The 17,259-nt window shown below is 71.9% G+C and carries 23 protein-coding genes and 1 tRNA gene; 20 read left to right on the forward strand and 4 right to left on the reverse strand.

Features of this window, described 5'->3' with window-relative positions:
• Window positions 1-6 precede the first annotated feature (6 nt).
• The 15 genes from ACH4SE_RS00275 (at window position 7) to ACH4SE_RS00345 (ending at window position 13,070) form a co-directional block, all read left to right on the forward strand.
• Complete coding sequence (locus tag ACH4SE_RS00275; protein WP_398540997.1) at window positions 7-894, forward strand: hypothetical protein; 888 nt, start codon at window positions 7-9, stop codon at window positions 892-894.
• Entirely contained in the window at window positions 891-1,361 is a 471-nt protein-coding gene (locus tag ACH4SE_RS00280) for a hypothetical protein (RefSeq protein ID WP_398540998.1), read from the forward strand. Before ACH4SE_RS00275 ends, ACH4SE_RS00280 begins: the two co-directional genes overlap by 4 nt.
• A 31-nt stretch (window positions 1,362-1,392) precedes the next feature.
• Window positions 1,393-1,671, forward strand: coding sequence for a hypothetical protein (locus ACH4SE_RS00285; RefSeq protein WP_398540999.1), 279 nt, complete (start codon window positions 1,393-1,395; stop codon window positions 1,669-1,671).
• Between the two features lies 1 nt (window position 1,672).
• On the forward strand, window positions 1,673-2,638 hold the full coding sequence (locus tag ACH4SE_RS00290; protein ID WP_398541000.1) for a phage tail tube protein: 966 nt from the start codon (window positions 1,673-1,675) through the stop codon (window positions 2,636-2,638).
• 8 nt (window positions 2,639-2,646) lie between these two features.
• On the forward strand, window positions 2,647-3,156 hold the full coding sequence (locus tag ACH4SE_RS00295; RefSeq protein WP_398541001.1) for a hypothetical protein: 510 nt from the start codon (window positions 2,647-2,649) through the stop codon (window positions 3,154-3,156).
• 17 nt (window positions 3,157-3,173) lie between these two features.
• Window positions 3,174-3,368: a hypothetical protein gene (locus ACH4SE_RS00300; RefSeq protein WP_398541002.1), complete on the forward strand. Its 195-nt coding sequence runs from the start codon at window positions 3,174-3,176 to the stop codon at window positions 3,366-3,368.
• A 10-nt stretch (window positions 3,369-3,378) separates the two neighbouring features.
• On the forward strand, window positions 3,379-3,867 hold the full coding sequence (locus ACH4SE_RS00305) for a hypothetical protein (protein ID WP_398541003.1): 489 nt from the start codon (window positions 3,379-3,381) through the stop codon (window positions 3,865-3,867).
• 53 nt (window positions 3,868-3,920) lie between these two features.
• The gene (locus ACH4SE_RS00310) at window positions 3,921-7,379 is read left to right on the forward strand and encodes a phage tail tape measure protein (RefSeq protein ID WP_398541004.1); all 3,459 of its coding nucleotides are present in this window, start codon (window positions 3,921-3,923) and stop codon (window positions 7,377-7,379) included.
• 10 nt (window positions 7,380-7,389) lie between these two features.
• Window positions 7,390-10,221: a hypothetical protein gene (locus ACH4SE_RS00315; protein ID WP_398541005.1), complete on the forward strand. Its 2,832-nt coding sequence runs from the start codon at window positions 7,390-7,392 to the stop codon at window positions 10,219-10,221.
• A 12-nt stretch (window positions 10,222-10,233) separates the two neighbouring features.
• The gene (locus ACH4SE_RS00320; RefSeq protein ID WP_398541006.1) at window positions 10,234-10,788 is read left to right on the forward strand and encodes a hypothetical protein; all 555 of its coding nucleotides are present in this window, start codon (window positions 10,234-10,236) and stop codon (window positions 10,786-10,788) included.
• Between the two features lie 33 nt (window positions 10,789-10,821).
• Complete coding sequence (locus ACH4SE_RS00325) at window positions 10,822-11,085, forward strand: hypothetical protein (protein WP_398541007.1); 264 nt, start codon at window positions 10,822-10,824, stop codon at window positions 11,083-11,085.
• Window positions 11,086-11,104: 19 nt separating this feature from the next.
• Complete coding sequence (locus tag ACH4SE_RS00330; RefSeq protein ID WP_398541008.1) at window positions 11,105-11,971, forward strand: glycoside hydrolase family 25 protein; 867 nt, start codon at window positions 11,105-11,107, stop codon at window positions 11,969-11,971.
• 3 nt (window positions 11,972-11,974) lie between these two features.
• On the forward strand, window positions 11,975-12,268 hold the full coding sequence (locus tag ACH4SE_RS00335; protein WP_398541009.1) for a hypothetical protein: 294 nt from the start codon (window positions 11,975-11,977) through the stop codon (window positions 12,266-12,268).
• Between the two features lie 34 nt (window positions 12,269-12,302).
• Window positions 12,303-12,596 (forward strand): hypothetical protein, encoded by a 294-nt coding sequence (locus tag ACH4SE_RS00340; RefSeq protein ID WP_398541010.1) that lies wholly within the window; start codon window positions 12,303-12,305, stop codon window positions 12,594-12,596.
• A gap of 174 nt (window positions 12,597-12,770) precedes the next feature.
• Window positions 12,771-13,070, forward strand: coding sequence for a hypothetical protein (locus tag ACH4SE_RS00345; RefSeq protein ID WP_398541011.1), 300 nt, complete (start codon window positions 12,771-12,773; stop codon window positions 13,068-13,070).
• Between the two features lie 56 nt (window positions 13,071-13,126).
• Here ACH4SE_RS00345 and ACH4SE_RS00350 read toward each other — a convergent pair whose 3' ends face one another.
• Window positions 13,127-13,672 (reverse strand): flavoprotein, encoded by a 546-nt coding sequence (locus tag ACH4SE_RS00350; protein WP_398541012.1) that lies wholly within the window; start codon window positions 13,670-13,672, stop codon window positions 13,127-13,129.
• 113 nt (window positions 13,673-13,785) lie between these two features.
• On the opposite strand from ACH4SE_RS00350, the gene ACH4SE_RS00355 reads away from it, so the two are divergent.
• The 5 genes from ACH4SE_RS00355 (at window position 13,786) to ACH4SE_RS00375 (ending at window position 15,887) form a co-directional block, all read left to right on the forward strand.
• Window positions 13,786-14,970 (forward strand): helix-turn-helix domain-containing protein, encoded by a 1,185-nt coding sequence (locus tag ACH4SE_RS00355; RefSeq protein ID WP_398541013.1) that lies wholly within the window; start codon window positions 13,786-13,788, stop codon window positions 14,968-14,970.
• Window positions 14,971-15,075: 105 nt separating this feature from the next.
• On the forward strand, window positions 15,076-15,285 hold the full coding sequence (locus ACH4SE_RS00360) for a hypothetical protein (RefSeq protein WP_398541014.1): 210 nt from the start codon (window positions 15,076-15,078) through the stop codon (window positions 15,283-15,285).
• Window positions 15,282-15,467 (forward strand): hypothetical protein, encoded by a 186-nt coding sequence (locus ACH4SE_RS00365; RefSeq protein ID WP_398541015.1) that lies wholly within the window; start codon window positions 15,282-15,284, stop codon window positions 15,465-15,467. Before ACH4SE_RS00360 ends, ACH4SE_RS00365 begins: the two co-directional genes overlap by 4 nt.
• On the forward strand, window positions 15,467-15,646 hold the full coding sequence (locus ACH4SE_RS00370) for a hypothetical protein (protein WP_398541016.1): 180 nt from the start codon (window positions 15,467-15,469) through the stop codon (window positions 15,644-15,646). Before ACH4SE_RS00365 ends, ACH4SE_RS00370 begins: the two co-directional genes overlap by 1 nt.
• A 112-nt stretch (window positions 15,647-15,758) precedes the next feature.
• Window positions 15,759-15,887, forward strand: coding sequence for a hypothetical protein (locus ACH4SE_RS00375; protein WP_398541017.1), 129 nt, complete (start codon window positions 15,759-15,761; stop codon window positions 15,885-15,887).
• 5 nt (window positions 15,888-15,892) lie between these two features.
• Here ACH4SE_RS00375 and ACH4SE_RS00380 read toward each other — a convergent pair whose 3' ends face one another.
• The 3 genes from ACH4SE_RS00380 to ACH4SE_RS00390 form a co-directional block, all read right to left on the reverse strand.
• On the reverse strand, window positions 15,893-16,132 hold the full coding sequence (locus tag ACH4SE_RS00380; protein ID WP_398541018.1) for a helix-turn-helix domain-containing protein: 240 nt from the start codon (window positions 16,130-16,132) through the stop codon (window positions 15,893-15,895).
• Between the two features lie 179 nt (window positions 16,133-16,311).
• Window positions 16,312-16,560 (reverse strand): hypothetical protein, encoded by a 249-nt coding sequence (locus tag ACH4SE_RS00385; protein WP_398541019.1) that lies wholly within the window; start codon window positions 16,558-16,560, stop codon window positions 16,312-16,314.
• 542 nt (window positions 16,561-17,102) lie between these two features.
• Window positions 17,103-17,178, reverse strand: a tRNA-Lys gene (locus ACH4SE_RS00390).
• Window positions 17,179-17,259 lie beyond the last annotated feature (81 nt).

Here is a 17,259-nt window from a genome sequence, read left to right on the forward strand (position 1 = left end):
GGCGGCGTGCTGGTGTACGTGACGGGGCAGGACGTCGGCCTGCGGGCCGCGGTGGTCGACGCCACCGGCGCACCGCCAGCTGGCGACCTGGTCGTGACGCTCACGGTCACCGACCCGGCCGGCGCCACCTCCACACCGGCCGCCACGGCGGCCGGCGGCGGCGTCTACACCGCGGTGGTGCCCGCCGTCACCATTCCCGGGGTGTGGCTGTACCGCTGGCAGGCCACCGGCACCGGCGTCAACTGGGCGGATGAGGGGCAGTTCCAGGTCCGCCCGCCCGGCGTTGAGCAGCTCGTCGACCTCGCCTCGGTCAAGGCCCACCTGAACATCCCCACCAGTGACACGCGGCAGGACGACGAGCTGATCGGATTCGTGTTGGCTGCCGCCGACCTCGCGCGGGACGTGGTCGGGCCGGTGCTGCCGGAGGTCCACACCGAGTGGCACGACGGCGGCCGCACCACGATCGCCCTGGACTGGCAACCGGTCGCGTCGGTCGCGTCGGTGACCGAGTACATCGCCGCCAGCACGTATCTGCTGACCGAGCAGCCGCTCGGCACGGGCGGGATGGACGCCTACGGCTACACCACCGACCTGGAGCGCGGCACCATCACCCGCCGGGCCGTCGGCGGTGCGATCCTCTTCGCGCCCGGCTCCCGGAACGTGAAGGTGGTGTACACCGCCGGCCGGGCCGGGGTGGTGCCGTACAGCGTGCGCCTGGGGACGCTGGAACTGATCCGGCACCTGTGGCAGCTCACCCAGCAGCCCGGCCGCCGCCAGTTCGGCGGCGGCGCCCTGGACGGCGACAGCGGCGGGCCGGTCCCGGCCGGGTTCGCCGTCCCCAACCGGGTGATGGAGCTGTGGAAGCCGTACCGCCGACCTCCGGGGGTGGCATGAGCACCATCCCGGCCTCGACCGCCCCGGCGGCCCGCCGGTGGCTGTACGAGCAGCTGACCGCGCAGATCCAGCCCGACCCGGACAACACCCGCGCGTCGCTGCTGATCTGCTACGACGAGCCGAGCACCGACCAGCCCAGCGACATCATCTCCGTCGGCGGCGTCACCCGCGAGATCGCCATCAGCGCCATGGTGGGCTCCGGCGGCGCCGGGTGGCTGGAGGAGCGCTACACCATCGCCCTGATCATCGACGTGGCCCGCGGTGGCGACGACGCCGCGGGCGTGTTCGACCGCGCATGCACGCTGCTCGACCAGGTCGTCGCGATCATCCGCGCCGACCCCACGCTCGGCGGCGCCGTCCTCGTCGGCCGGCCGGTGTCCTCGCAGACCGAGGGCCTGGCGCTGGACGACCACACCGGCCGCCAGAGCGTCGTCAACCTCGGCGTGGAGTGCTACGCCCGCATCTGACCAGCCCAGACCAGCACAAGGAGGGGCCGTCGTGCCCGACTACCGCTACACGGGCGACGACGCCCGCTACTACCCGAGCCTGGGCCTGTCCGCCGTCCCGGACGGGGCCGAGGGCGGCCCGACCGTCGCCACGTTCGACGAGCGCCCGGCGGCGGCGGACGGCATAGCACCCGCACCGGTCGCGGACGGCGCCCGCTACGCGCCGGACGACGGCCGGTGGGAGCCCGTCCCGGCCGCCAAGAAGAAGACCACCGCCCCCGCGCCCTCCCCGGCGCCCGCGCCGGCCGACAGCGGCCAGAAGGAGGGCTGACATGCCTCAGCCGACATTCCGGTCGTTCCTCGGCATCGCCAAGGAGACCGTCTTCGGGACCCCGGTCGCTGCGACCGCGTTCATCCCGGTCAAGACCATGTCGCCCAGCGACAAGCTGACGCTGCTGGCCGACGAGGGCATGCGCGGCAGCATGGTCAAGACCTACGACAAGATCGCCGGACCGGTCAGCGCCGAGTACGGCTTCGACGGCGACGTCTTCCCCGACACCTTCGGCTGGTGCCTGGCCGGGATCCTCGGCGACGTCACCACGACCGGCGCCAGCGCGCCGTACACGCACGTGATGTCCCTGCTCAACTCCGGCACCGGTCAACCGCCCAGCTACACGCTGTCGGACTTCTACACGATCGCCACCCGCCAGTTCGCGGGCCTGCGGTTCAGCGAGGTCGGGATCAAGTTCTCCGGTGACGGGCTGCTGACGTACTCGGCGAAGGCGCTGAGCCTGGCGTCAGCGACGACGACGGCGCCGACCCCGTCCTACACCTCCGTGCCGCCGCTGGCCGGGTGGGCGCTCGCGGTGACCATCGGCGGCACCGCCGTGACGTTCGTGACCGACGGCGAGGTCACCCTCAAGCGGGACGTGACCATCGTCAACACGAGCGACGGCACGCAGGCGCCCTACGCGCTGTGGGCGGGCCCGCTGGAGGTCAGCGGGAAGCTGACGCTGGTGATGGAGGACGACACCCAGTACCTGAACTACCTCAACAACTCCCGGCCCAGCTTGGACATCAACCTCCAGCAGGGCGCCGGGGCCACCGGGGTGCAGGTCAAGCTCCACATGTCCAAGGCGTCGTACTCGGCGGCGGAGATCGGCCGCGGCAAGGACTACATCGAGCTGGGCGTGGACTTCGACGCGCTGGCGAACACCACCGACGCCGGGACGTCCGGCGGCTACTCCCCGATCAAGGCGACGCTGCAGAACGCCGTCGCCACCGGCACCTACGCGTAAGGACGGCCATGCCCGACACCCTCGACATCGACCCCGGCGCCCGCGCCCCACGACCGGTGGACCCGCCGAAGAAGGCGGCCCTGGACCCGACCCAGGCGCACCGGGTCGAGCTGCCCGGCGGCTGGGCGGACCTGCGCCCGGTCAGCGACATCACCGAGCGAATGCGGCGCCCGATCAAGCGCCTGTCCACCCGCCTCACCAGCTACCCCAGCTTCATGGAAGCGGTGCAGCAGGGCGAGGCCGCCGGCGGGGAGCTGAGCAGTGAGCAGCAGCTGGCGATCGCCGCCTCGATGGGCGACGCCTTCGACGTCCTGGAGGAGCTCCAGGACGCCCTGGTCGTCGCGGTGACCCGGGGCTGGTCGTGGGAGCACCCGGTCAGCGCCGACGGGGTCCTGGACCTGCCGACCCCGGCGCTGGACGCGCTGCGGCAGGCCGTCGCGCCGTGGCAGCAGGCGATGAACCCCAACTTCGAGCCGACCCCGGACGCCGGGTCCCCTACCGGGCCCTCCAGCGCCTGAGGGGCCACCTGGAGGGGTTGTTCGAGTACGAGCCGGGTGAGCTGCCCACCGAGGAGCTGCGGGAGTGGCGGCTGTGCACGCTGCTGCACTGCCCGCCGTCCTCCCTGGACGGCGAGTCCGCGGTGCGGCTCGACTGGCTGCTCGCGGTCGATGACACCGTCGCGCGGGCCCGCGCCAACCGCGAGAAGCGCGAGATGCGCAGCATGAAGTGAAGGGGGCGGCATGGGCAGGGTGACCGGGTCCGGCGGTATCACGGTGCGCGTGCGGGGGGTGCGCGAGGCCCAGGGCGCGGTGCGCGCGATGGACAAGCGCATCGACCTGGCAACACTGAAGGCGCTCAAGGCGTCCCAGCAGCTGGCGAAGACCAGCATCCGGTCGGGGCTGCGGGGGCGGCCGCGGTGGGACCACCGCGGCGCATCCACCCGCACCGGCGCCGCCGTCAGCCTGAACCTGTCGCCGCACCACGTCAGCAAGGGCGGCGGTCCTGGCCGGCTGACGGGCACCCTGTCGCGCGGTGTCGGCGGGGTGCGCACCCCCAAGCCGCTCCCGGGCGGCGGGTTCGCCGGGGGTGTGGGGGTCGGCGGCGGCGTCCGCAACCTGTACAAGAAGCGCCTGGAGGCGCAGTACCCGTACTTCCGGCCCGGGGTGCGCAAGGCCGAGCCGAAGATCACCGCCGTGTGGAACGCCGCATGGGCCAAGGCCACCCGGTAGCCGGGGCCGCGTGACCACCTGACCAGCACACACCAGGGGCAGGGGGTGATCTTGTGGGCGCCCTGCCTCCGGTGTTCATCGAGTTCCTGGGCCGCTCGACCGGCGTGAAGACCGCGATCCGCGGTGTCCAGGCCGAGCTGGCGACGGTCGACGCCGAGGGCGCCGGTGCTTTCGCCAAGACCGGGATGATGGGCAAGGCCGCGATGCTCGGCCTGGGCCTGGCCGCGGCCGAGGCGGCGAAGAAGAGCGTCGAGATGGCGGGCGACTTCCAGTTCCAGATGACCCGCGTGCGCACCGGCGCGGGCGAGGCCGCCGCCAACATGAAGCTCGTCTCGGACGGCGTGCTGCAGATGGCCGGCCGGGTCGGGCAGTCCACGTCCGAGCTGACGTCCGGCCTGTACATGGTGGAGTCCGCCAGCTACCACGGCTCGGACGCGCTGAAGGTGCTGGAGGTCAGCGCGGAGGGCGCGAAGGTCGGCGCCGCGGACCTGCACACCACCACCGACGCCGTCACCACGGCGATGAACGCGTACAAGTCCGGCGTCGACTCGGTCGTGCCGACGATGAACGCGCTCATCGCGACGGAGGCCGAGGGCAAGACCAACCTGGAAGACCTCGCCGGGTCGATGTCGGGCATCCTGCCGACCGCGGCCGCCGCCAAGGTGGGGCTGCAAGAGGTGCTCGGCGCGATGGCGACGATGACCGCGCAGGGCACCCCGGCCCGGGTCGCCGCGACCTACCTGCGCATGACGATCGGCATGCTGTCGAACCCGACCGCGAAGGCGCGGGCGGAGATGAAGAACCTCGGCCTGGACGCGGTCGAGGTCAGCAAGAACCTCGGCACGAACGGGCTCGCGTCCACGCTGACGATGCTGACCGACGCGATCGAGTCGCACATGGGCCCGGCCGGCACCGTGCTCATCAACCAGCTGCGGGACGCCGCCGGCAGCACCACCGCCTACCAGAAGATCCTGGCGAACCTGCCGCCCACCCAGCAGACCTACATCGGCGCGCTGGCCACCATGGTCGGCGGCACCAAGTCGATGATGGGCGCCCTCCAGCTCACCGGCCCCCACATGGCCGACTTCCAGAAGAACACGGCCGGCATCGCCGACCACGTGCGGGAGGGCGGCAAGGAGGTCGAGGGCTGGTCGGAGGTCCAGAAGAACTTCAACCAGCGCCTGGACCAGGCCAAGGCGTCCGCGCAGGCCCTCGGGATCCAGGTCGGCACGATCCTGATGCCCTACGTGCAGACGCTGGTGTCGTGGGTCGCCCAGTCCGTGACGTGGCTGACCCAGCACCAGACCGCCGCGAAGACGCTGGCGATCATCATCGGCGGGGTCCTCGTCTTCGCCCTGGCGGCGGCCACGGCCGCGATGATCGACCTGGCGGCGGCCGCGGCGGTCAACCCGATGACGTGGATCGTGCTGGGTGTGATGGCGCTGATCGCCGCGATCGTCCTGCTGGTCGTCTACTGGGACCAGATCTGGGCGTCGATCAAGGCCACCGCCAAGTCCGCGGGCGCCTACATCGCCGGCGTCTGGGACGCCGTCGCAGGCAAGACCGAGGACATCTGGCACTCGATCACCGGCGCCGTGAAGGACGCATGGGCGGCCACCGCGGCGTGGCTGACCGGTGCCTGGCACACCGTCGTCGACCCGATCGTCGCCGCCTGGCACGCGGTCGCCGACGTGACGGTGCAGGCCTGGGACTTCATCGCTGGGTGGTTCAAGAAGTGGTGGCCGCTGCTCTTCGTGATCTTCGCGTTCCCGATCGCCGTGCTCGTCGCGATCTGGAACCACTTCCACACCCAGATCATCGCCATCGCCGTCGCCGCCTGGAACCAGGTGCTCGGGGTGCTGCGGGCCATCTGGGGCGTCGTCACCGCGGTGGCGGCCGTGGCCTGGGAAGCGATCCGCATCACGATCGTCAACCCGGTCCTGGCCACCTGGCACGCCATCCAGGCGGTGTGGACGGCCGCCACCGGGTGGCTGTCGGCCCGCTGGAGCTCCATCCACGGCACCGCGTCCGCCGCCTGGGGGCGGATCCGCACCGCGATGACCGGGCCGCTGTCGGCGGCCTGGTCGGCGATCACCACCACGGTCGGGCACATCAAGTCCTCGATCAGCGACGGCCTGAACAGGGCGTGGAAGAACGTCGCCAGCATCGGCACGCGGTTCGAGTCGATCGGCAAGGGCATCGTCGACGGCATCGCCCGCGGCATCACCAGCGCGGGCAGCATCATCACCGACAAGCTCAAGGGCCTGGCCAACGGGGCCCTGTCGTCGGCGAAGTCGTTCCTGGGCATCAACTCCCCGTCCCGGGTGTTCGCCTCCGAGGTCGGGCAGTGGATCCCCGCGGGCATCGCGCTGGGCGTGGCCGACCACGCCCACCTTGCGCACGCCGCGGTCACCGACATGGCCGGCGGCACCGTGGACGCGTTCGGGGCGGCCCTGGAGATCAACTCCCCGTCCAGGAAGTTCCGGACGCTGGGCGCCTACGTCACCGCGGGCCTGGTCGATGGGCTAACCGGCACCCAGGCGCAGGTCAAGGCCGCCGGACGGCGGATCGCCGAAGCGCTCTACTCCGACTTCGGGACGCACCACAAGGCGCTGCAGGCCGCGGTCGCCCGGGACAACACCCAGCTGTCCGCGCTGGCCCGGCACCGTGACGCTGTCGCCGGGCAGCTGAAGGCCGCGCAGAAGAAGCTGGCGGACCTGCAGAAGGACTGGGCCTCGGAGAAGGCCTCCGTGGCGCAGGGCATCATGCAGTCCGCGAGCATCATCACCGCCTCTCCGGACGAGGGGCGGGCGGTCAACGCCACCGACGTGCTCGCGCAGATGCGCCAGCGCGTCCAGGCCGCAGCCGAGTTCGCCGCGGAGCTGCAGGATCTGCGGCGCCGGGGCCTGCGCACGGATCTGATCCAGCAGCTGGCATCGGCAGGCGTCGACCAGGCCGGGGCAACCGCCCGGGCCCTGGACAGCGGCAGCAGCAGCCAGCTCGCGGCGATGAACCAGATGCAGGCCAGCCTGCAGACCGCCGCGAACAGCACCGGGGCGGCCGTCGCCGACAGCATGTACGGGGCGGGCATCCGCTCCGCGCAGGGCCTGGTGAAGGGGCTGCAGTCGCAGGAAGCGGCGATCGAGGCGCAGATGCTGCGCATCGCCAAGTCCATGCAGAAGGCAATCAAAGTCGCGCTCGGCATCCACAGCCCGTCCCGGGTGTTCGCCGCGCTCGGCGCGTACATCCCGCAGGGCCTGGCGCAGGGCATCGAGGCCGGCACCCACCACGCCACGAACGCGGTCGCCGCGATGGCCGGTGCCGTCAGCGGGACCGGGGTCGGGGCGGGGCTCGGCGGTGCCGGTGGGGGCGGCACGGTCGTGCACAAGCACCTGACGGTGCAGGTCTCCGGCCACGTCATGACCGACAAGCAGCTCGTCGCGGTCGTCCAGGAGGGCTTCCTGGAGTTGGGCGCGCAGAACAGCAGCAGCTACCAGCCCTACCGGCGCTGAGGAGGCACGAGTGGTCCTGAATCCGAACTGGCCGGTCCTGGAGACCGCGTGGGGGCCGATGTGGGACGCCGGCGGCGGCCTGGTCCCCGTCGACCGGTGGTGCGAGGTCGTCCCGATCGGGTCGCTGGCCACCGGCCGCGGCCGCCAGTACGCACTGGACCAGGTCCAGGCCGGGACCGGCTCGATGACGCTGCCCAACACCGACGGCCGCTACGACCCCGACAACACCACCGGCCCGTTCGCGGGCCGGATCCGCCCCTTTCAGCCGGTCAGGTGGCGCGCCCAGTGGCCGCCCACCCCCAACCTGCTGCGGGGCGTGCAGGCGACCGGCGGGGACAGCGGCGGATACCCGCTCGGAACCCTGTCGCAGGGCACCGACGGCCCGCGGATCCTCACCGGCACCGACCCGGCCGGCGGCGCCCTGGTCGCCTCCGGCACCGCGTGGCAGGGCAGCACAGTCATCGCCATGGCCGTGCCCGCCAGCGCGGCCGCCGGGCAGTGGATCTGCTACACCGAGCAGCCCGCGGTCCGCCCCGGCACGACGTACACGGTGCAGCTGCGCGTCCGCAACGTCACCCCGAGCACATCCGTGCAGGTCGCTGCGGGGATCCGCACGCTGACCGCGACCGGGACGGCGGCCACCACCGCGGCGGGCAGCACTGTCACGCTCGCCGGGTCGGCGACCGCCGCGTGGACGCAGGTCACGGTCACCGCGACCGCCGCCGCCACCTCCGCGGCCCTCGCCGTCGGCGTGCAGCTGGTCACCGCGCCCGGCGCCACCGCCACCGTGCAGATCGACGGGTGGCAGCTGGAGAAGGGCCCCGCCGCGACCGCGTGGGTGCAGCCCGGCACCTGGTACTGGATCACCTCCCAGTTCACCGAGAGGTGGCCGGCCGCGTGGCTCGACGGCGGCACCCGCGGCGTGGTCCAGCCCAGCAGCGTGGACGCCTTCGCGCTGCTGTCCCAGCGCACCCTGCGCGACGTGCTCACCGAGGAGATCTACAGCCACGGCCTGCGATTCCTCTACGCACTGGGCGACCCGCAAGGCTCAGGCCAGGTCACCGACGCCAGCGGCACCTACGGGCCCGCCAGCATCAACTCCAGCAAGTACGGCAAGGGATCGGTGACCTTCGGCACCACCATCACCGCGACAGACCCGGTCAGCGGCATCTTCGCGGGCTCCGGCACGGTGTGCACGGTCTCCAACTCCTCACCCGGCACGAACCTCTACGCCAGCGCCAGCTTCATCGACCTCACCACGGCGGGCATCCGCGGGCCCGCCAACAGCGCCGGGGACTGGGCGCGAATGATCGCCTTCCGCTACACCGGGCCGCGCCCCACCGCCGGGAACTTCGCGTCCCTGTGGTGCTCACTGGACCGCAACCCCGTGCTCTACGGCGGGTCCGCACTCGAATTCATGATCGACTCGAACGGTCACTTCGCGCTGATCGCTTCGGGTCCCACCGGCGACCGCGGCGGCGTCACCATCAACGCGGTCACCGTCGACGACGGGAACTGGCATCTGGCCATCGCCTCGTACCGGGGCGCGACCAGGGCGCTGACCGTCAACGTCGACGGCACCGGCACCGGCTCCATCCTCGCGGCCACCCGGGTCCCCACCGGCCTGGTCTCCGACTCCATCGGCGCCGAAGCCGACCCCGCCCGGGGCAACGCGACCGCGTGGAACTTCAAGGGCGACCTCGCCTACGCCGCCGAATGGGACAGCTACCTGCCCGACCAGGCGATCTTCGACCTGCAGGACGCATGGCGCGACGCCTGCACCGGCGACAGCACCGACACCCGCTACAAGCGCATCCTCACCTACGCCGGCTACCTCGGGTACTACGACGTCGCCGCCGGCGCCACCACCTCCATGGGCCCAGCCCAGCTCGACGGCATCGACGCCTTCTCCGCGCTGCAGGCCGTCGTCGACACCGAAGGCGGCGCGCACTGGATCACCGGCGCCGGCACCCTCACCTTCCGGCCCCGCACCGCCCGCTACAACCAGCTCACCCCGGCGTTCACCTTCGGGGAGCGCACCGACCTCGGCGAGTGGCCCTACGAGGACTGCCAGCCCGACTTCGACAGCACCCACCTGGGCGGCATCGTCGAGGTCACCCAGGCCACCACCGGGCAGATCTTCACCGCGATCGACGACGCCAGCGTCCAGGCCTACTTTCCCCGGAGCCTCGCCCGCACCGTCAACGCCTCCGACCCGCTGGAGTGCCAGGACGCCGCGAACTACCTCAAGTCCCGGTTCGCGCAGCCCTCCACCCGCGTGGCGTCCCTCAAGCTCCACCCCTCCGCGGTGCCGGCGCTGTGGCCGATCTGCCTCCAGCTGGAGCAGGGCACCCGCATCCGGGTCATGCGCCGGCCCCTGGGGGCGCCGCCCATCTCGATCGACTGCTTCGTCGAGAAGCTCGACTGGACGATGGACGACCGGGGCGAGGCTGTCCTCATCGTCCAGGCGTCCCGGGCCGACACCCTGGTCTACGGCCGCTTCGCCGCCTGGCACACCACCCTGAAGGTGGCGGCCGCCGTCGGCGCGACCACGATCACCGTCAACGCCAGCCAGGACACCGTCAACCCGCTCGCCGCCCAGCTCGCTCAGGGGCAGTCCCTGGTCCTCGGCCAGGGCACCGCGAACGCCGAGACCGTGACCGTGCAGTCGGTCGGCACCACCACGGCCGGGTGGACGTCCGCCGTCATCACCCTGACCGCAGCCACCACCAAAGCCCACGCGGCCGGCGACGTGGTGTGCGAGCCGCTCCCGGCCGGCGTCACCGACCCCACCGCCTACGACGCCGCCAGCGCCTTCGACGCCGTCGCCTTCACCTACTGATCGGAGCCCCTGATGGCCCGCACCGTGCCCGTCCTGGCCAGCGAGGCACCCGGCAACTACCTGACCGGCGCACTGTGGAACGCCAACCTGAAGGCGCTCGGCGACTTCCTGATGAACCCGCCGCGCTGCAACCTCTACTCGTCCGTGCAGCAGTCGCTCGCGCACAACATCTCCGCGACCCTCACCTTCGACACCGAGGTCGAGGACACCGACGGCGGGCACTCCACCCTCACCAACACCGACCGCTACACCTGCCAGGTCCCCGGCGTGTACCTGCTCACCGGGCAGGTCAACTTCGCCGCCCTGAACACCACCGGCTTGAGGTTGGCGGAATGGCGCGTCACCACCGCCGGCGGCTCGGCGTCGGTCCCGCCCGGCGGCGAGTCCCTGCTGCCGCCGTCCGCGAGCCAGACCCTGACCATCGTGCTGCCGCCGACCTACATCCGCCTCGCCGTCGGCGACTACGTGCAGATCCTCGCGCTGCAGACCTCCGGCTCACCCATCGCCGTGGGCGGCGGAGGCGGCGGCACCCAGACGCAGATGAGCTGCCTGTGGATCGCCGCCTGACACCGCACCCCTAGCCCACCGGAAGGGCACCCCATGCAGAACAACGACTCCACCACCTACAACTACACGCTGACCATGCACCGCGCCGCCACGCAGGGCCAGGAAGCGGTGTACGAGAACGTCGGGTTCGTCTTCACGACCGCCTGCGGCATGACCGACGAGGTGGCGCTCGCGCTCGCGGCAGCGTTCGCCAACCTCACCCTGCCGCAGGGCATCGACGTCCAGGCGTGGGTCACCAAACACCAGATCACCGAGATCGTCACCGAGGGCGATCTCCCCGACACCACCTTCGTCTGACCGCCCGGAGGGCACCCTCATGACCGTCACCGGCGTGGACGTCGCCAAATACCAGCCGACCAACTACAGCACGACGGGCTTGGACTTCGTGGTCGTCAAGGCCACCGAGGGCACCGGCTACGTCAACCCCCGGCACGACGACCAGGTCGAGCACGCCCGCGCGCACGGCCTGATCGTCGGCCACTACCACTTCGCCCGGCCCGGATCCGTCAGCGGCCAGGCCGACTACTTCCTCACACACGCCCAGCCGCGGCCCGGGGACTTCCTCGCCTTCGACTGGGAGGACGCCGCAGTGTCCGGTGCGGACAAGGACGCGTGGCTGCGGTACGTGCTGGGCAAGGCGCCTGGCCTGCGGACGATCCTGTACTGCAACCGCGACTTCTGGCTGCACCGCGACCACACCTCCTACTGCGCCGACGGGCTGTGGATCGCCGACCCGTCCGCCCCGAAGGGCCAGCCGCGGGTCGAGCACCCGTGGCTGTTCCACCAGTACAGCGAAACCGGCGGCATCGACCACAACCTCGGCAACTTCACCGACCGCGCCGCCCTGCGCGCCTGGGCGGCCAAGACCACGCCCACCCCGGCCACCAAGCCGACCCCCGCTCCGACCGTCCAGGAGGACGACGACATGCCCCTGACCGACCAGGACGCCGCGAAGGTCGCCCACGCCATCGCGGCGTACAGCCACGGCGACAAGCCCGACGTACACCAGACCTGGCAGGACGCCGCCGCGAACGCCAGTGCGGCGCTCGCGCAGGCCCGCCAGAACGGCTCCGGCCTCTCGGCGCTCGCCGCGAAGGTCGACAAGCTCGCGGCCACGGCCGCGCCGGAGATCGACTACGCCAAGCTCGCGGCGGCCCTGCTCGCCGCGGTGAAGGAGAGCTGACCCATGACCCTGTACGACACGCTCGCGTCGCTCTGGCGCACCGTGGTGCCGATGATCGTGGGCGCGCTCGTCGCGGCCCTCGCGCACGCCGGGATCGGCGTCGACTCCGCGACCGCCACGGTGTGGCTCGGCGGAGCCTTCTCCGCCGCCTACTACGCCCTCTTCCGCGTCCTGGAGGCCCACGTCTCCAGCCGGTGGGGCTGGCTGCTCGGGCTGGCCCGGCCGCCCCAGTACCCCGCGGCGAAGACGGCCCCGACCGCCACGGTGGTCCCGCCGTCCGCGATGCCGGGGGCCTGATGGGAAGGGCACGAAGCGGGCTGGAGGTGAGCGCATGGACGGGCTGATAGCCATCCAGGGCGGCGCCGCCGGGATCCTCGCAGCCGCCGTGATGCTCGTCCTCACCGGCCGCCTCGTGCCCCTGTCCGTCCTGCGGGACGTGCAGCACCAGCGGGACACCTGGCAGGAGGCGCACCGCGAGTCGGAGGCGGCGCGCGCGGAGGAGCGGGCGCAGACGCGCGAGCTGCTCGAGGTGGCCCGGGTCGCCGATCACGTGCTGACGTCTCTGCCCCGACCGGGGGAGGTGGGTCATGGGGTGGCTGGCGCGGATGCGGACGCGGCGCGGTAGGCGGGCGGCGCGGACGGCCCAGGCGGAGTTCGCGCTCGCGCGGACGCAGGTTGCACGGCAGGAGGCGCGGGAGCGGCGGCCGGAGGTGGCCGCGGTCACGGGGAGGCTGCGGGAGTTGCGGGAGCGGAACCACTTCGCGGAAATGATCTCCGCTGCACTACGTGGGGGGCAGGGATGAGCTGGGCAGAGGTGGCCAACGCCGCGGCGTCGGGGGCGGTGGCGCTGGCCGCGGCGGTGTTCGTCGTGACGTACAACGTGCTCGCGCCGTGGCGTGCCAGCGCGACGGGTCGGCACGTGATGACGTTCAGTGCGGCGGTGGGCGCGCTGGGGGCGTACACGGTGGCGGTGACGCTGTGGCCGGACGGGACGGCCGCGACAGTGCTGCGGGTGGCCCGGGTGGTGGTGGTCCTCGGCCTGGCAGGACTGCTGGTGCAGCGGACATGGATGGTGATCCGGGCGCAACGGCGCCGGTGACTGAGCATGACGACGAAGGCGCCCCCGCTCTCCGGAGCGGGGGCGCTTTGTCGTTCCTACGACTCTGCGGCGGCGCGGACCGCAGCCAGGAGAGCCATCCACGGGTAGTCCCGCGGTTTGCCCGACCCTGGGGGGTTGGGCACGAATCCACCCTCGCCGTACAGCACCTGAACCCCCGCGCCCCGAAGCCTCTCGACGGACCGCCCGAAGGCGGGGTGCTGCACGTAGGCGGCGTTCACGCACGGCATCGCCACCAGCGGGATCCCCTTGCCGATGCCCTCGGCGACGACCCCCACCACGAACTTGTCCGTGATCCCCAGCGCCCAGGCATTGATGGTGTTGAAGGTGGCCGGCGCCACCGCGATGACGTCTGCCTTCGGCCAGACGTCGGGCTCGCCCGGGAGCTTGTACTCCGATCGCACCGGGTGCCCGGTCAGGGCCTCCAGGGCGGGGAGGCGGTCGGCGAGCCACCGGGCCGCGGTCGGCGTCAGCCCGAGGCAGACGTCCCACCCGACTGCCTGCGCTGCCGCGATGACGTCGGCCACGTCGAAGAGGGGCGGGGCGGCGGACCCGAAGAGGTACAGCGTGCGCGTCGTCGTCATGGGGCTCAGCGAACCGCTTCTGCCCCCGGGCATGCAACCGCCCCCAACACCAGGTGATGGAGGGGGCGGCGCGGGTACCGTTCCAGATGACGAGTCAGGAACAGAGGACCATTATGCCCGCACGGGACGACGACCACACAGGTACTCGAATCCGGGAGCAGCGCCGCCTCGCGCGGCTCACGCAGCGGCAGCTCGCCGCCCGGATCCCGTACTCCTACAGCCTGCTCAACCAGGTCGAGTGCGGCGCGCGGCCGGCGACCGCCGACTTCGTCGCCGCCGTGGCCCAGGCGCTGCGCATCGACGCCGCCGTACTCACAGGACAGCCCTACGTGACCGAGCTCCAGCAGGACCGCCTGGCCGCCCTGGTCCGGCCGATCCGTGAGGCCCTCGATCTCTACGACCTCGATGTCGACGCCGTTGTCACGGCACGGCCCGCAGAGCAGCTGGTGGCTGCCGCGGACCAACTGTGCCGCACGGTCCGGGCCACGCGGCTCCGCGCCGCGGCCAACGCGGCGCCGGACCTAATCGCCGAGCTGACCGCCGCCGCGCACACCACCCCGTCCACCGAGCTGTGGCGGGCCCTCGCGTCGGCGTACCGCAGTGCGCACGACATCACCCTGAAGTTGGGCTATCACGACCTCAGCTCGATCGCCCTGGACCGGCTGGGCTGGGCCGCCGACCGCGCCTCGGACGCCCAGCTCGGCGCGATCCGCCAGTACCGGCGGGCCCTGGCCTACCGGCGCGAAGGCGCGACGACGATCGGCCTTCGCCTGGTTGCGTCCGGCCACAGGATGCTCGACCAGGCCGACCCAGGCCGGGAGACCGCGGCCGTGCGCGGCCAGCTCCACCTCGGCGCCGCCGTCATCGCCGCACGCGCCCGGGACGCCAGCCTGGTCACCGCACACCTGGAACAGGCTGGGGCGCTCACCGGACGAGCAGGCACCGGCTCGGAGGCAGTGCACTGGCTCTCCTTCGGGGAGGCGAACGTCGCGCTGCACACGATGAGCACGGACATCGAGATGCGCCGGTACGACGCCGTCCTGCGGCTGGCCCGGACTGTGCGGCCAGCCACTATGCCCGCGTCGCGCCGTGCCCGCTTCCTCGTCGACCGGGCTCGCGCCGAGCTGGAGACCGGCCGTACGGATGCCTCGCTCGCGTCGCTCGTCGAGGCCCGCCGGGTCGCACCGGAGCAGACGCGCTACCACCCGTCCACCCGGGAGACGATCAGCGGGCTGGTGCACGCCGCGCGCCGGGCGCCCGAGACGCTGTCCGGGATGGCTACCTGGGTGGGCCTGTAGGTCACGCTCACCGTGCTCACAGTTCTGTGAGCGTTCCGGCCTTCCGTCGCGGTCACGCTGGGATCAACCCTGATGGATCGCTGCGCGGGAGTGCCGATGGAGGACGTGACCGCACCAACGGAGACCTCGACTGCTCAGCAGGCAGCCGACGGCTTACGGCGTCTGCTGTGTGGCCTCGGCGCGGAGCCGGACCTCGCCGGTCGGGTGCAGGGGTGGACGGACATCAGCGAGACGCTCCCGTACGTCTACGTGCCGCCGCTGCCGGCCGCGCTGGTCGAGCACCTGGTGCGGCTGCTGTCGGGGGCCAGGTCATGACCCGGGAGGTGCGCCGCTGCGAGCTGTGCGGGTGCGCCACGGACGACTGGACGATCTCCGTGGAGCCGGACCCGGACCCGGATAGCGACGACGGGGAGATCACGGTGACGTGGTGCCGCGACCCGGAGGACTGCATGCTCGCTCACGAGGCCGCGGAGACGGCTGCCCTGGGACGCCCCTGATGGCCGCCGAGCAGTCCGTCGCGGCGCGCGGTCGGTGCCACCGGTGCGGCCGGCCGGTCGAGTCCGGCGGCGCGCTGCTGATCCCGGTCGATCACGGGACGAGCGCGAGCCCGGACGTGCTGTGGCACCGCGACCAGGCCGACTGCGGGCCCGCGCCGTCCGTCCGGCGCACCCCCTGATACGGGGGTCCGGCGCAACGGTGGCCGCCGGGCCCCTCGCCTGCGCGGCCCAGCGCCCCCATGCCGGGCCGCGCAGGCACCCACCACCCACACTCACTACGAGGAGACGAGCATGCCCACGCCCACGCAGCCGGAGTCCAGCGAACCCGAGGAACCCGAGGCCCCTACGCCGACACCGGCCGAGGTGGCCGAGGACCACAGACGGTTCAACGAGAGGTGGCCCAACGCCCAAATCCGGTAGCAGGCCTACTGCGGTACTGGCGGCCGCCGCGGCGGGTCCTCGTCGAGCAGCTGCCCGGGAGTGAGGCCGAGCGCATGTGCGATGCGGGCGAGCCAGGACAGGCGAGCGTCGGTGCTGCCGCGCTCGATCTCCTGGAGCGTGCTGCGCGGGATTTCGGCGGCCTCGCAGAGCTGCCACTGCGTCAGGCCGCGCCACTCGCGGTGGCGGCGGATGCGGTCCCCTACGGCCTGGCGGACGTCGGACATCGGGTCAGGCTGTGGATCACGCGGCACTCGACAGACGCTGCGTGTATGGGGCAATAATGTCAGCACGCACCTGCGGGCTTTTTTAGATCTTGCTCGGCACCTGCGGCGCCCCACACCCCGATGCCGGGCCGCCGGCGGGGACGGCCAAGTAGCCGTCGGCGGCCCACGGGCGGCACGGCCTAGCGGCCGTGCCGCTCCTTCACGCCCGTCCCCACCTCTCGGCGGGGCGCACAGCTACCGGCAGCGGCTCCGAGCTGAGCGAGGCATTCCTGGTATCCGGCCTGGTGCGCGTCGATCAGCTGATCCTCGGTCAGCCGCGCCGACGTCCGCGTGGACGCCGCGATCCAGGCCGGGACGGAGGCGAGGGTCAGCAGCGCGCCCAGTCGGAAGAGCGCCGGATCATTGGCGGCGCGAGGTATGCCGGCCACGCTGAGAGCGCAGCCAGCGGCGTAGGTGATGCCGGCGAGGCCGGTCAAGGCCCGAGTACCCAAGGGTCCTCCAAGTGATGAGGTCGGCGGCGTCGGTCGCGCCCTGCGTGGGGGGATGAGCCTGCGGGTCCTCCTTCCATGATCAGGTCGTCCAGCGGGCGGGCGTGGCGCTCGCGAGCAGTGGGGGGACGACGCGCGTAGAGGAGATGGGCAAGGGAGCGGGCAGGGCGCGTCTCAGCGCCTCGGTAACCACCGGTTGCACCGCATGCATCCCCCCTGCAATCGAACACCGTAGCGATATGTGGCGACGGCAACATCGATCCCACACCCGACGAGCCCATCTTGTCCACAGGAAACGGCAGATCTTCACTCGCACGGATGACAGCAAGGTGGACTCACGTGCATCCATGTGCATCGAGACGCAGCGCTGTGAAGCGACGTGGAGCCTGTCGCTCGTGCGAGCGCCGTGCGAGCGTGTGATCTTGAAGGGCCGTCAAACGCCAGAAGCCCCAGGTCAGTTGGTCACTGACCTGGGGCTTCTCTGGTAGGCCGTGTGGGACTCGAACCCACAACCAATGGATTAAAAGTCCACTGCTCTGCCAATTGAGCTAACGGCCCGCACCCGACAGCATAACCGGGTCGCGGAGGCAGCTCAGCAGGGTTACCGGGTGTCGGGGCGGGGCCCCGGCACCCGGTGGT

It is taken from the genome of Streptomyces sp. NPDC020983 (genome assembly GCF_044333485.1).
GTDB lineage: Bacteria > Actinomycetota > Actinomycetes > Streptomycetales > Streptomycetaceae > Actinacidiphila.